Raw genomic sequence first — 13014 nt, 5'->3', positions numbered from 1 at the left:
GGGGGCTGGGCAGGGCCTGCCGTGGGTGCGGGTGTCCGCCGTAGGCGTCCGCGCGTGGCCTCAGCTGCCCGTTCCGGGGGCACAGGCCCGCCGGGCCCACTCCCGGTAGGGCCCCACCCGGTCGGTGAGCACCACGTCCACCCCCGCGGCCTTCATCTTCTCCCACGCCGGGGGCCAGTTCGCCGTCCAGGCGTGGACGCGCAGCCCCGCCGCGTGCCACTCGCGGACGCGGGCCGGAGTGACGAGGAAACGCGAGATGTTCAGCGCCGTGCCGTACCGGCCCGCCTCCGCGCCACCGATGGGCGTCGCCTCGTGCGTGAGCGCGGTCCGCAGCGCGGGCGCCGCCTTGCGTACGGCGTCCACCGCTGCGGTGTTGAACGAGTGCACGATCACGTACCGGTCCGCCCGGGCCGCGCGGACCGTGGCGAGCAGGCTGCGTATCTGCGCGGCCGTCGGCGTCGGTTTCAGCTCGACCATCGCCGTCAGCCGGTGCGCCGCCGCGTACCGCAGCGCCTCGTCGAGGGTCGGTATCCGCTCGCCGCGGTGGGTGCGCAGCCCGCGCACCTGAGCGGCCGTCATGCCCGGTATGCGCCCGCGCCCGGTCGTGGTCCGGTCGACTGTCGGATCGTGGGACAGAACCGGTACGCCGTCCCGGGTCCACCACACATCGAGCTCGAACCCGGAGGCGCCGGCGGCAACGGCGTCCCTGAACCCCCGCAGCGTGTTCTCGTCGGCGGGGGTACCACGATGCGCGATCACGTCCGGCACCGCACACCGGGGCGCCCCGCCCCCCGTCGCCTCGGCGGCGACCGCCGGCTGCGGCCCCGCCGACGGCGCTCCGCAGCCGCTCACGCACGTGGCCACTACCGCCACAAGGGCCGAAAAGCCCACCGATATTCGCTTTGTCACCGGGTAACCGTATACAACCGCTGATTCGGGCGATTCGGAAGACCCCGCACCGCCGTCGGCCCCGCGCCCGTCAGGCCAAGTCCAGCACCGCCTTCCCGTGCAGGCGGCGCTCCAGCAGAGCGGCGACGGCTTCGGCGGCCTGGTCCCAGCCGCCGCGCCAGGAGATCTGCGGATCGAGCCCGCCGTCCGCCACGCGTGCGGCGAGCCAGGCCAGGTCGGGCGCCAGCCCCGTGCACTCCAGCAGGTGGAAGGAGGTCAGCGAACGCCCGTGCCGGCCGTGGTCGCCGTAGAGGGCGCCGACGGGGAAGTGCTCGGGTACGTTCGCGGAATGGCCGACGGCGACGAGGGTGCCGCCACCGGCCAGCACGGCGAACGCGTCCACGAGCTGCGGGCCGCCGACCATGTCCAGTACGCCGTGCACGGGTTCGGTGACCTGGGAGGGCGCGGACAGCACCTGGTGCGCGCCCAGTTCGCGCAGGCCCGGGCCCTGGGTCTCGGGCGAGCCCGTCGTCGCGACGACCTCGGCGCCGCCGCGCCGGGCCAGCTGGACGGCGTACCGGCCGACGCCGCCCGTGGCGCCGGTGATCAGAACGCGCCTGCCCAGGATCGGGCCGAGCGCGTGCAGGGCGCGCAGCGCGCTGGTGGCAGCGACCGGAATGGTACTGACGGCCCCCAGGTCGGCTCCTTGCGGCACTTCACCGAGCAAGTCGGTGTCCACGGCGCGCAGTTCGGCCCAGCCCCCCTCGGGACCGAGCGTCACCACGGGGGTGCCGGCTGCGGGGCCCGAGCCGTCGGCCGCCGCCTGCTCCACGATTCCGGCGGCGTCCCAGCCCAGCACCGCGCCGTCGGCGGAGTTTTCGACCCCGAACCTGACCTCCCCGTAGTTCAGCGACGTCGCCGTCACCCTGATCAGCGCCTGATGCGGGGCCGGCTCGGGATCCGGGGCCGTACCGAGGCGCAGTCCGGAGGGCGCCGAGTGGTCGATGAGCAGAGCACGCATGTGCGTCCACCTTTCCTGGTGCAGCTAGGCGCCCCAGGATGCCGGTCACCAGCATTTGCCGTCAACAGGCAAAGGCGGCTGCCCGGCATGCATTGCTACGATGGCCACCATGGCGGGAACGGAGAAGGTGACGGCGGCGACGGCGACTGCGACTGCGACCACCAAGGCGGCCACGAATCTGCGCGAGCGCAAGAAGCAGCGCACCCGCCAGCGGTTGATCGACACCGCACTCGAACTGTTCACGGAACGCGGCTTCGACGAGACGACGCTCGACGACCTCTGCGACACCGTCGAGGTCTCGCAGCGCACCTTCTTCCGCAACTTCGCCGGCAAGGAAGACGTCGCCCTGGCTCCCACCAACGACCTGTGGCTGGCATGCCTCGACGAGTTGGAGACCCGCCCCCTGGCCCCGCGGAGCACCACCTTGCTGGAACTCCTCCAGGCGGCCTTGCTGGACGCGTTGGAACGGATGCCCGACGACGGGTGGACGCACCGTGTCGCGCTCAGCCGCAGGCTGGCCGAGAAGACGCCCTCCATGGACGTACGCGGGCGACAGTTCTGCGACCGCACCAGCCGCTCCATCCTCGACGTCCTGAACCGCCGGCTGGAGCTGCCGGATTCCGCGGGGCCCCACGCGCTGCGCGCCCGACTGGCTCTCGACATGGTGACCTCGGCCTTCCAGCAGGCGCTCAGCGACTGGACAGCCCGCGAGGGACCACAGGGCACGCCCACCCGCCGGCAACTCGCCGCGGATGTGCGCTCCGCATTCGCCGCCCTGCCCGAAGCACTCACCTTTTCCGCCCACCCCGCGACTACGGAGCCGGAGCCGAAGCCGGGTTCACGCGAGTAGCGGGCCAATTCTCGACGGCCGTCCACCGGTTCTGCTTTTCGTCAGTCCTCATGCACCACAGCTTTGACACGGTCGCCGTTGCTCACCGAGTCCTCGCGGTCGGGGAGGACGACCGGCAGCCCTGCCGCTTCCCATGCCTCAAGGCCGCCTGCGACGTTGTAGACGGAGGGTCGGCCTGCACGGATCGCGTGTGCGCCGCCCTGCACACTGCGTGCGCCCGTGCGACATATGAAGGCCAGTGGGCCGTCAGGCACATCGGACAGCGAGGCCGGCAACGTGCCGAGCGCTGCGTGGACGGCGCCGGCCGGGTGACACGCTGCCCACTCATCGTCTTCGCGGACATCGACCAGCGTGAGGTCCCCGTCCAGGACGCGGCGACGCGCCTCGGCAGGAGACAGGTCGGCGGGCGCGTCACCGTCACCGGGGCCCAGGTTCCGCTGCGTGGCGGGCCGGACCGTCCGGATCGCCTCGTAGTTCGAGGCGTGGGCGATGGCTATCCGCTGCCCCAGCATCGGGCAGACGTTCATCGCCTCTTCCCAGTGAGCGGCGGACTCCCATTCCGCCACATTGACGAGAGGGAACTTACTCCCCGGAACGACCGTACGGAACATGTACGTACGGATAAAACCGGGTTGAGCCGCCATCACGTCCGCGGCATCCTGCCAGGCGTCCAGATAGGCGCTTTCCTTCTCCGCGTCGATCTCAATCGGAATGATAACGACATGGCGATTTTCCATCTCCCGACCCCTCTGCTCGCAAGGCGTTATGGATTCTGATGTACCGCTCCGGCCGTAGGGGCCCCAGCGGACAAGGGACCACGGCCAAGCCTGCGGAGTCCCGGCTCCGCGCTGCGAGCCGGAACTTTCTGCATGCAGCTTGCGCGCACCGTCCATCAAGAGCAAGTAACCTTGCTGAAACAGCAAACCTGTCCTTCGGTACACCACCGGCGGATCCCGTGGCCGGCGTCGACCACCGGATGCCGGATGTCCGGACCAGCGCGCGGAACGGGGCGGGACGAGCGGCGCCGCGGCCTGCGCCCTCGTCACCGCCGCCCAGGACCTCCTCCGGTGCTGACCCGGGACCTGCCCATCTGCGGCCGACCACTGTCCCGAGCCAGAACCTGACGCAGCACCACTAGTACGCGAGCTGCCCGATCCCCCCGTCAACGCGCAGCACGGTCCCCGCGGTATAGGCGGATTCATCCGAGGCGAGATAGACCGCCGCCTTCGCCAGCTCGGTGGCGGTCCCCAGGCGATGGAGAGGAACGGTCCGACGGAGTTCCTCGTAGAGGGCGGCTCGGCGCTCGGGGCCGAGGGGCGCGAATGCATTGGTGATCGTCGGGCCCGGGCTCAATCCGTTGACGCGGATGCCCCGGTCCTTCAGCTCATAGGTCAGGCCGCGCGTGCAGGAGAGCAGGCCCGCCTTGGCCGCGCCGTAGACCGTCGCGTTCTCGTGTCCGATGTACGCGGAGACCGAGCCGACGAGGATGACCGAGGACTGCCGCGAGAAGAGCGGTAGCAGATCCCTGATCAGGAAGAACGGCGACTTGAGATTGGTCGCGAAAAGCCTGTCGAACGCCTCCTCGGTCCACTCCTCGATCGGGAGGTGGGTGATGTCGGCGGCGTTGCTCATCAGGATGTCGAGCTTCGGCCACTCCGCGCGGAGCCGCGCCGCGAGCGCCGCCTGGCCGGATACGTCGCCGGCGTCACTGGCGATGGTCAGCAGCGGGCCGTCCAATTGCCGGGCTGCCTCGTCCAGCTTTTCCCGCGAGCGGCCGGTGATGGCGACCGTCGCTCCTTCGGCGAGGAATTCGCGGGCCGTTTCCAGGCCGATGCCGCTCGTTCCCCCTGTGATCAGTGCGTGCTTTCCCGTAAGACGATCCATTGTCCTGTCTCTCTTCAGATTGCGGTGCGGCCACCGTCGGCGGCGACGATCGCCCCGGTCATGTAACCGGCCCGGTCACTGGCGAGGAAGGCGATCACGTGGGCCACCTCGGCCGGGTCACAGGTGCGCCTGAGTGCGGTGGTCAGGCCCATGCCGCCCATGTCCGGGCCCATCGCCGCGATCACCTTCGAGGTGCGCATCGGGCCCGGAGCGACGGCGTCGACCCGCACGTCGGACCCGGCGAATTCCGCCGCCCAGGTGCGGGTCAGCGATTCGAGCGCCGCCTTGGTGGCGCCGTAGACGGCCATGCCCGGCATGCCGAGGCCGGCTGCGGTGGAGCTGACGTTGACGACGCTGCCGCCGCCGTTGGCGGCCATCTTTTCCGCGAGCAGGGCGGTGAGCAGGAACGGAGCACGCACGTTGACCGCGAAGGCGGCGTCGTAGCTCGCGAGGTCCTGCCCGGTGGTCGGGGACGAGGTCATGACGCTCGCGTTGTTGACCAGGATGTCGACGGCTCCGGCGTCCTCGGCCAGTTGTCGCACGCCCGCCGGGTCGGACACATCCGCAGCGACGAAACGCACCGTCCGGGCGGACTCGCCACCGGCCGTGTGGAGGTCTTGCACGACCTGGGCACCGCGCTCCGGATCGGTGCCGGTCAGGATCAGGTCGGCGCCGCCCGCGGCCAGCACTTTGGCCGTCGCATGGCCGAGTCCGCCGATAGCGCCGGATGCGGTGATGAGTGCCGTTCTGCCTGCGAATTCCATGACTTCACCCTCCGCGCCGGCCGGTGAGCGACCGACTTCTGTGCGCCCGTTCAAGAAGTGTTGCAGCGGAAGCTACGACTTCTTGAACGCTGAGTCAAGAAGTCGTAGTGTTGAGCACGTGGCACGAACCGGACGCCCGCGCGAGTTCGACAGGGAACAGACGCTGGAGCGGGCACTCGAACTGTTCTGGTCCCGGGGATACGGGGCGACGTCGATCCAGGACCTGGTCGACGCGCTGGCCGTCGAGCGTGGCAGCCTCTACGGCGCGTTCGGCGACAAGCGCCGCTTCTACCTGGAAGCGGTCAGGCTCTACTGGGAGGTGTACGAGCGGCACCTGATCACCGCGCTCGACACCAGCCCGCTCCTGCCCGCCCTGCGGGAGATCCTGACCCATCCCGCACGGCTGGACGAACTGATCTCCGAGGCGGGCGTGCCGCAGGGCTGCCTGATCGGCAATACGACCGCCGAACTCGTCCCCCAGGACAGCGAAGCCACGGAGATCGTCACCCGCTCGTACCACCGGTTCACCGGCATCGTCGCCGATGCGCTCCGCCGCGCACAGGCCGCCGGAGAGGTCACGGACAGCCGCTCCCCCGAGGCCCAGGCGCAGCTCCTGCTCTACATCGTCCAGGGCCTCTCTCTCGTATCGAGGGCAGGGCTCGACAGGGCGGCGGCCCTGGCCGCGATCGACACGGCGGTGGACGGGTTGCGGGCGTGACCTGACCTCGGGCAGGGGAGTTTCGTCCGGTACGAGATCATCTACGTGGCACGGCGGGTATGGAAGCGGGTCCGCGGGCGATGTCGGTCACCCCTTGCCGGCGCACTCCTCCGCCTCCGCCAGGTACCGTGCCACCGGTCCCAGCGTCAGCATCCCGCTCGCCCCGCCCGCGTGTTCGGCGCGGGCGGCGCGCAGGGCCGTCGCGGCGCGGACGGCGACCCGGCGCTCGCCGAGGCGGGCAGCGGCGTGGGCGGTCAGGCACCAGAGTGCCTCCTGCATGTGATCAAGTGGCGGTTCGGGCGCCCTGGCCAGGGCGGTACGGGCCTCCTCGACCCGGTTCCGGGCGAGCAGTACCAAGGGGTGCGTCCAGGGGCGGTAAGGGCCCCAGTCGAGGGCCGGATCGGTGGGCGCGGGGCGACCGTGCAGGAGGCGAAGGCCCAGGAGGGCGAGGGCGAACAGGCCCCGGTGCAGCCCTGGCATGCTCGCTGCCCCGGCCAGGGCGTCCTCGGCGGCGCGGTAGTACGCCGCGGCCGTGGCGGCGGCCGGTCCGCCCTGTTCGGCGCTGCGGGCGGCCATGGCCCGGGCCCGGAACCATCCGGTAAGGACCGGGACGGCAGAAGCCTCGGTGCTGACGGCGAGCTGCTCGGCGGCCTCGGCGTGTGCGGTCGCGGCGTCGAGGTCGCCGAGAGCGGAGGCGGATTGCAGGCGGATGAGCCGCCCGAGCACGGCGAAGTTCGGCAGATCGTGCCGGGTGGCCAGGTCAAGGATCTCGACGCCGATCAGGTCCCGTGCCGCCGCGAGCCCGGGCCGGGTGAAGGACTGGAGGAACACGCCGTTGAGGGCGAACACCAGCAGGGCGGGATCGCCCAGCGCCCGGGCCAGCGCCTCGGCCTCGCGCGCCGCCTGTCCGGCGCGCCTGAGTTCGTCTCCCGACAGATCGGCGCTGCGGCTCTCGACCGCGACGGTGGCCAGCAGGCGGGCACGCAGTTCGGCGGGGCCGTCGGTGCCGAGCGCGGTGAGCGTACGCTCGGCCGCCGCGACGACGGCGCGGGACTGCTCCGGGTCGTCGGCCCGGCTCCAGACGGCGGGCACGTCATAGGCGCCGATGACGCGGGCGGTCAGGGTGATGTCTCCGGTGCGCTCCGCCGCCTGGACGGCGGCGAGTCGGTCGCGCCGCGAGTGGAGGAGGGCGTCACCACCCGCCAGGGCCAGGGTACGGGCCAGTTCCACAGTGGTGCGGGGGCCGAGTCGTACGCCGGCGGTCCACACGGTCCGCGGGGACTGAAGCGTCGCTGCTCCGTGCAGAATGTCCGCCTCCAGCCGCCGGAGGTCGGCGCCCGGGTCGAGCCCGAGCTGGTCCACGAGCATGGTGCGAGCGCGGCGGAGGGTGGCCAGTGCGTCTGCTTGACGGCCCGCCCGGTGCAGTGCGCGGGCCAGCAGTCCCCAGGCCGGCTCGCGCCAGGGATGTTCGGTGACGTGGGCGCCCAGCTCGGCGACGAGCTCGGCTCCTGAACCGGAGTCGAGGAGGAGGCGGGCGCGCAGTTCCCTTGCCTCCAGCCTCAGCTCCTCCAGTCGGGTCCGTTCGCGCTGGGCCCACGCGGAGCCGGTCACGTCGGCGTAGGCGGGGCCGCGCCAGGCCGCGAGGGCCGCGTCGAGGCCGGTCAGCGCATCGGGGCTGCGCCGGGCGCGGGCCAGGGCGTCCTCGAACCGGTGGACGTCCACGTCCTCACGTGGCAGGCACAGCGCGTAGCCGGGGCCTTCCGTGACGAGAACGCGCGGCGGAGTGCGGGGCAGCCGGTCGGGTTCGATGGCGCGGCGCAGCGCGGCGACGAACGTACGCAGCGCACCCACGGCGCGCACCGGCGGCTCGGCCCACAGGTCGTCCACGAGGGTGTCGGTGGGGACCATCCGCCCCCCGGCGGCGACGAGCCGGGCGAGCACCTCCCGGTGGCGGGGTCCGCCCAGGTCAACCGGGGTGCCGTCGTCGCGGAGGGCCCGCACGGCACCGAGCACGTCGATTCGCATGCCCTCCATCTTCCGTGCCGCGGGTCCGCACCGCCGAAGCGTACTGATCCGCTGCTGATCGCCGTCATCCACGCTGAGCCCGTCAGCCCTCGGACCAGGTCTCCCACCGGTCCACCGATCACAGGAAAGGCCCTTTCATGACGCTCACCATTCCCGGTTTCGACCACGTCCGCCTGCCCGGCACGGACGGAGTGGAACTGGCCGCCGCCGTCGGCGGCAGCGGCAGCCCGGTCGTACTGCTGCACGGCTTTCCCCAGACCCACCTGATGTGGCGGCACGTCGCCGAGCGGCTCGCCGGCGAGCACACGGTGCTCTGTCCCGACCTGCGCGGCTACGGGGCCAGCGACAAGCCGGCGGCCACCGGCCCCGACGTGTACTCCAAGCGCACCATGGCCATGGATGTCGTCGCCCTGGCGGCGGCGCTCGGTCATGAGCGCTTCGCCCTGGTCGGCCACGACCGGGGCGCCCTGGTCGCCTTCCGGGCAGGGCTGGACCATCCCGAGACCCTCACCCACCTGGGCATCCTCGACATCGTGCCGACCCTGGACATGTGGAACGTCCTGCACGGTGTCCCGGCGACGGCCGGCTACCACCTGTTCCTCATGGCGCAGCCGCCGGGGCTGCCGGAGACGATGATCGCCAACAGCGCCGACGCCTACTTCGGCTCCTTCCTCAACGCCTGGGCCGGGGACCCCGCCGCCATACCGGAACCGGTCCGGACCACGTACCTGCGGGCGAGCGCCGCGGCCGTGCCGTCGATCGTCGCGGACTACCGGGCCTCGGCGGGCATCGATGTCACGCACGACCAGGCAGACCGGGACGCCGGTTCCCAGCTGGCCATGCCCGTGACGGTCGTCCAGCAGGACTGGGGCGCGCGACTGGGCTACGACGCCGCCGCGGTCTGGCACGCGTGGGCTCCGGACCTGGACCACCGGCTGACCGGGGCGGGGCACTTCATGGCCGAGGAGGCCCCCGGCGAGATCACGGAGGCGATCCGCGACCTGCTGCTCCGCTGAGCCCGCAGACCCGGGTTGCGGGCGGCGGGGCAGGGGACCGCACTCGCTCCTGGCAGGCCGACCGTCACGGTGACGGCACGGACCGGGTGGCGTGGGCGGGGCGGGGAGGGCGGCCGGTGAGCGTCAGGGAGCGGGCCCTCCGCCCCGCACGGTCAGGCCATTTCGACGTAGCGATGGACCCGGTCGAAGCGCCGGGCCGCCAGATCCCGGTGGCGGATCACCCAGTGGGCCACGCCGGAGTCCAGTTCCGTGACGTCGTCGCCGCACCTCCAGGTGGCCAGGAGAGCCCAGTCGTCGGTGCCCTCCTCTTGAGCCGTACCGCCTTGCCCGGAGGGGCCGGCCGCCTCGGGAGCACGGGCGTAGTGGACGGGGTCGTTCTGGGGCGAGACCGGATGGCCGCCGATCTGCAGGGCCCAGGGAGGGCGGTAGCCGCCCACGTGCGCCCAGGCGTCGCTCAGTTCGTCAGCGAGTTCGAACTGCTCGTCCTCGGGGAAGTCGCCCCATCTGTCGAGGGCGAAGCTCTCCGGCATCTGCGCGCTCGGCTGGTGCCAGACCGTGCGGAGTTCACGCGCCCGGTACGGCTCGCGCCAGCTGTGTTCCAGGGAGGTCGGGACCGTAGGGGTTCCGGCGGGGACGTACAGCACCGCGTCGGGCACGCGCCCCTCGACGCCTTGCACATCGGTGCCGGAGAAGAAGAGCAGGTGGCCGTCGGCGGGCAGAGGGAGGTCGGTCGCCTTCGGCGGGAGGGCCGCGAGGTCGACGGAGGCCACGAAGGGATCGGACGGCTTCGGCACGCCGTGCGGCAGCAGGGGGTCGCCGCCGATCCGGGCCACGAGGGGGCCGTCACCGCCCTCGGCCAGGTACACCGCCGGCAGGGCGACACGTATCCATTCCTCCACCTCCTCCGACGCCAGGCCCCGGGATATCGCCTCGGCTCGGAAGCGGTTCAGTCCGTCCACTGTCTCGTCGGTCATCGGGCCACCTTAACGGGCCCATGGGCGGGCAGTGACAGGGCTGAACACAATGGGGAGTTGGGGCCGTGCCACTCCGAGGGCCGCAGTCGGCACCCCACGTCATCCTCGTCACCACCGCCCAGGTCTTCCTCACCCTGCGGCGACTCGCCCACAGACACAAGCAGCAGAACGCACCCAGGATGCGTGAACCAACATCTACGCGCCCGGTCGGCCGTCGACGATGGCGCCGCCTGCCCCGCGACTCCGGACCACGCGCCGAACACCGTCACGGAGCTGCCCTGATTGCCATGCCCGAAGCGGGAGTTCAGCATTCGGGCCGGTGTGGGGCGTCGCCGTGTACGCGCTGCACACGGGTCCCTCGCCGGTCGGCCGGGGCCGGGCCGGCTCGCAGCACCATCTGATCACCGACGGGCACGGCGCCCCACTCGCGGTCCTGCTGGCCGGCGGCAACCGCAACGACGTCACTCAGCTGCTGCCCCTGCTTGATGCGATTCCGCCGGTCCGCGGCCGCGTCGGCCGCCCCCGCCGTAAGCCGGACGCGCTGTTCGCCGACCACGGCCACGGCTGCCTCACCACGCACCGACAACTCAGCTCATCGAGTCAGCAGTTGTCAGCCTCGCGGGAGTCGACAGCCTTCGACGTCGGGAGGATGACCTGTGGCAGCCGTGCACGTGACCGTGTGGGATGACCGCGATCGGGTCGGAGAAGGCCGGGCCCCGGCCGCTTCGAGGGTTACGGCGACAGCCCGGACACCGCGCGCAGCGACTTCGATGTCGACGCCGAGGACGTCGTGGAGGTTCTCAGCGATGGAACCCACGCCGTGGAATTGGGCGGCGCCCACCTCGTGGGGCACGGGAACGGCGCCGTCGCCGCGCTCCTCGCCGCCGCGCGCCGGCCCGGCCTCGTCCGCTCCCTCACCCTCATCCAGCCCTCCGCCTTCACCGCCGCCGCGCATCGTCCGGTCGTCGCCGGACTCCTCGACCGGGTCCGCGAGGGCGCCCCCGGCATCCCGGACGGCGTCACGCCGGAGCAGTACCTGCGTGCGTCCACCGAGGGGCTGGGAATGGCCATGCCCGAGCCCACGTCGCGCCGGCTCCGTGCCGTTGCCACCTCCATGAGGGAGCGCCCCATCTGGGATGTGGAGATCCCACTGGACGTGATCAGGGGCGCCGCCTTGCCGATCCTGGTGGTCTGCGGAACCTGGGAGGGCGCGCCGGCCGCGTACCGCGAGCACGTAGGGCTCCCCCTCATGGCCGTGGCCGAGTCCCTCACGGACTCGCTCGGGGGCCGCCTCCTGCGGGTGCCCGGGTACTACCCGCACACCCAGGAACCTGCCGCCGTCAACGCCGCCCTGCGGGAGTTCTGGGGCTGACGCGGTTCCGCATCGGCTGCCGGTCCCGCGCGACCGCCACACTCGGGAGCACTCCCGCCGTCGCCCGCCCGCCCGCCCGCTGATCAGGATGTGCGCATCAGCCCGCTGCCCGCAGACCACCCAACACCCTTGCCACCGCCCGGCCCGGCCCGGCCCGAGCACATACCCTGATTTCGTCGCACTGCACGACTCGCCACCAAGCTGACTTCCCATCGGGAAAGACAGCATCAGGTCAGCATCAGTACCGACGGAGTCCGCCGGCCCGTCGCCGATACCGCCAGCGCCGAATAGCCCTCCCACCACCTCTGACCTGCAACGTTGCAGTCACAGCCGATTCCTTCGAGTACCCGAGGAGCCCCGTATGAAAATGCTGATCAACGTCCCCGAATCCGTGGTGGCCGACGCGCTGCGTGGGATGGCGGTGGCTCATCCGGAGTTGGTGGTGGATGTGGAGAATCGGGTGGTGGTGCGGCGGGATGCGCCGGTCGAGGGGAAGGTGGCGTTGGTTTCGGGGGGTGGGAGTGGGCATGAGCCGTTGCACGGGGGGTTCGTGGGGGCGGGGATGCTGGATGCCGCCTGTCCCGGCGAGGTGTTCACCTCGCCCGTGCCCGACCAGATGGTGCGGGCGGCCGCCGCCGTGGACAGCGGGGCGGGGGTGCTGTTCGTCGTCAAGAACTACACCGGTGACGTGCTGAACTTCCAGATGGCCGCCGAGCTGGCGGAGGACGAGGGCGTGCAGGTGGCGACGGTGGTCGTGAACGACGACGTGGCGGTGACGGACTCGCTGCACACCGCCGGGCGCCGCGGGACCGGGGCCACGCTCTTCGTGGAGAAGATCGCGGGCGCGGCGGCCGCGGAGGGGGCGCCGCTGGACCGGGTGGCGGGGCTGGCGCACCAGGTCGTGGCGTCGTCGCGGAGCTTCGGTGTCGCGCTCAGCTCTTGTGCGACCCCCGCCAAGGGCGGCCCGATGTTCGACCTGCCCGCCGGTGAGCTGGAGCTGGGCGTGGGCATCCACGGCGAGCCGGGCCGCGAGCGGCGGCCGATGATGACCGCCGGCGAGATCGCGGACTACGCCGTGGACGCGGTGCTGACCGATCTCAACCCCCGGCAGCCGGTGCTGGTGCTGGTCAACGGGATGGGCGCCACTCCGCTGCTGGAGCTGTACGGGTTCGCCGCCGAGGTGCACCGGGTGCTCGGCGAGCGGGCCGTGCCGGTCGCTCGTACGCTGGTCGGCAACTACGTCACCTCGCTCGACATGGCAGGTTGCTCGGTGACGCTGTGCCAGGTGGACGAGGAGCTGCTGCGGCTGTGGGACGCGCCGGTGCGGACGCCCGGGCTGCGGTGGGGGTGCTGACCGGACGGCCACGCATCGACGCGCCCAGGGCGGGGGCGTTCCCCGCACACGTCGCGCACGGCGACGTGCCTCCGTACCGCCCCGTATCCCTCTCACCAGCCCCTTACCGCACACGTACGACCAGAGGAGCAGTTCGTGTCCGAAACGG

General features: G+C 71.8%; 12 protein-coding genes and 1 pseudogene. 6 read left to right on the top strand and 7 right to left on the bottom strand.

The features are described 5' to 3' along the window. Positions 1–60: 60 nt before the first annotated feature. Positions 61–759 carry a glycerophosphodiester phosphodiesterase gene (locus ACH4FX_RS13240; RefSeq protein ID WP_398478205.1) on the bottom strand — a complete coding sequence of 233 codons (699 nt, stop codon included), beginning with the start codon at positions 757–759 and terminating at the stop codon, positions 61–63. 220 nt (positions 760–979) lie between these two features. After that, positions 980–1909, bottom strand: coding sequence for a zinc-binding dehydrogenase (locus tag ACH4FX_RS13235; RefSeq protein WP_398478203.1), 930 nt, complete (start codon positions 1907–1909; stop codon positions 980–982). 109 nt (positions 1910–2018) lie between these two features. On the opposite strand from ACH4FX_RS13235, the gene ACH4FX_RS13230 reads away from it, so the two are divergent. Next, positions 2019–2759 carry a TetR/AcrR family transcriptional regulator gene (locus tag ACH4FX_RS13230; protein ID WP_398478202.1) on the top strand — a complete coding sequence of 247 codons (741 nt, stop codon included), beginning with the start codon at positions 2019–2021 and terminating at the stop codon, positions 2757–2759. A gap of 41 nt (positions 2760–2800) precedes the next feature. Here ACH4FX_RS13230 and ACH4FX_RS13225 read toward each other — a convergent pair whose 3' ends face one another. The 3 genes from ACH4FX_RS13225 to ACH4FX_RS13215 form a co-directional block, all read right to left on the bottom strand. Further along, positions 2801–3496, bottom strand: a complete 696-nt coding sequence (locus ACH4FX_RS13225; protein ID WP_398478200.1) for a rhodanese-like domain-containing protein — start codon at positions 3494–3496, stop codon at positions 2801–2803. A 397-nt stretch (positions 3497–3893) separates the two neighbouring features. After that, a complete protein-coding gene (locus ACH4FX_RS13220; RefSeq protein ID WP_398478198.1) occupies positions 3894–4643 on the bottom strand; it encodes an SDR family oxidoreductase in 750 nt (249 codons plus the stop codon). 14 nt (positions 4644–4657) lie between these two features. Further along, positions 4658–5407, bottom strand: a complete 750-nt coding sequence (locus ACH4FX_RS13215) for an SDR family NAD(P)-dependent oxidoreductase (RefSeq protein ID WP_398478196.1) — start codon at positions 5405–5407, stop codon at positions 4658–4660. Positions 5408–5525: 118 nt separating this feature from the next. Between ACH4FX_RS13215 and ACH4FX_RS13210 the strand changes: the two genes are divergently transcribed. Continuing rightward, positions 5526–6125 (top strand): TetR/AcrR family transcriptional regulator, encoded by a 600-nt coding sequence (locus tag ACH4FX_RS13210; protein WP_398478194.1) that lies wholly within the window; start codon positions 5526–5528, stop codon positions 6123–6125. An 87-nt stretch (positions 6126–6212) separates the two neighbouring features. Here the strand turns inward: ACH4FX_RS13210 and ACH4FX_RS13205 are convergent, their stop codons facing one another. Then, positions 6213–8150 (bottom strand): BTAD domain-containing putative transcriptional regulator, encoded by a 1938-nt coding sequence (locus ACH4FX_RS13205; protein WP_398478192.1) that lies wholly within the window; start codon positions 8148–8150, stop codon positions 6213–6215. Positions 8151–8287: 137 nt separating this feature from the next. Between ACH4FX_RS13205 and ACH4FX_RS13200 the strand changes: the two genes are divergently transcribed. Continuing rightward, a complete protein-coding gene (locus ACH4FX_RS13200) occupies positions 8288–9166 on the top strand; it encodes an alpha/beta fold hydrolase (protein ID WP_398478190.1) in 879 nt (292 codons plus the stop codon). A gap of 152 nt (positions 9167–9318) precedes the next feature. On the opposite strand, the gene ACH4FX_RS13195 is transcribed toward ACH4FX_RS13200, so the two are convergent. Beyond that, on the bottom strand, positions 9319–10140 hold the full coding sequence (locus tag ACH4FX_RS13195; RefSeq protein ID WP_398478188.1) for a DUF1963 domain-containing protein: 822 nt from the start codon (positions 10138–10140) through the stop codon (positions 9319–9321). A 352-nt stretch (positions 10141–10492) separates the two neighbouring features. Here ACH4FX_RS13195 and ACH4FX_RS13190 point away from each other — a divergent pair. The 3 genes and pseudogenes from ACH4FX_RS13190 to dhaK form a co-directional block, all read left to right on the top strand. Further along, positions 10493–10700 (top strand): annotated as a pseudogene (locus ACH4FX_RS13190) (transposase); the annotation flags it as partial. 260 nt (positions 10701–10960) lie between these two features. Beyond that, on the top strand, positions 10961–11512 hold the full coding sequence (locus tag ACH4FX_RS13185) for a hypothetical protein (RefSeq protein ID WP_398478186.1): 552 nt from the start codon (positions 10961–10963) through the stop codon (positions 11510–11512). A 361-nt stretch (positions 11513–11873) separates the two neighbouring features. Continuing rightward, the gene (gene dhaK, locus ACH4FX_RS13180) at positions 11874–12866 is read left to right on the top strand and encodes a dihydroxyacetone kinase subunit DhaK (protein ID WP_398478184.1); all 993 of its coding nucleotides are present in this window, start codon (positions 11874–11876) and stop codon (positions 12864–12866) included. The last annotated feature ends 148 nt before the right edge of the window (positions 12867–13014 follow it).

Source organism: Streptomyces sp. NPDC018019 (assembly GCF_044327805.1).
GTDB lineage: Bacteria > Actinomycetota > Actinomycetes > Streptomycetales > Streptomycetaceae > Streptomyces.
Note: the sequence above shows the minus strand (reverse complement) of the source record. Positions and strands in the feature narration are given on the sequence as shown.

Excerpts from the sequence above, each read along its gene's own strand:
- ACH4FX_RS13235 (WP_398478203.1), bottom strand. The coding sequence starts at position 1,909 with ATGCGTGCTCTGCTCATCGACCACTCGGCGCCCTCCGGACTGCGCCTC.
- ACH4FX_RS13230 (WP_398478202.1), top strand. The coding sequence starts at position 2,019 with ATGGCGGGAACGGAGAAGGTGACGGCGGCGACGGCGACTGCGACTGCG.
- ACH4FX_RS13225 (WP_398478200.1), bottom strand. The coding sequence starts at position 3,496 with ATGGAAAATCGCCATGTCGTTATCATTCCGATTGAGATCGACGCGGAG.
- ACH4FX_RS13220 (WP_398478198.1), bottom strand. The coding sequence starts at position 4,643 with ATGGATCGTCTTACGGGAAAGCACGCACTGATCACAGGGGGAACGAGC.
- ACH4FX_RS13215 (WP_398478196.1), bottom strand. The coding sequence starts at position 5,407 with ATGGAATTCGCAGGCAGAACGGCACTCATCACCGCATCCGGCGCTATC.
- ACH4FX_RS13205 (WP_398478192.1), bottom strand. The coding sequence starts at position 8,150 with ATGCGAATCGACGTGCTCGGTGCCGTGCGGGCCCTCCGCGACGACGGC.
- ACH4FX_RS13200 (WP_398478190.1), top strand. The coding sequence starts at position 8,288 with ATGACGCTCACCATTCCCGGTTTCGACCACGTCCGCCTGCCCGGCACG.
- ACH4FX_RS13195 (WP_398478188.1), bottom strand. The coding sequence starts at position 10,140 with ATGACCGACGAGACAGTGGACGGACTGAACCGCTTCCGAGCCGAGGCG.
- dhaK (WP_398478184.1), top strand. The coding sequence starts at position 11,874 with ATGAAAATGCTGATCAACGTCCCCGAATCCGTGGTGGCCGACGCGCTG.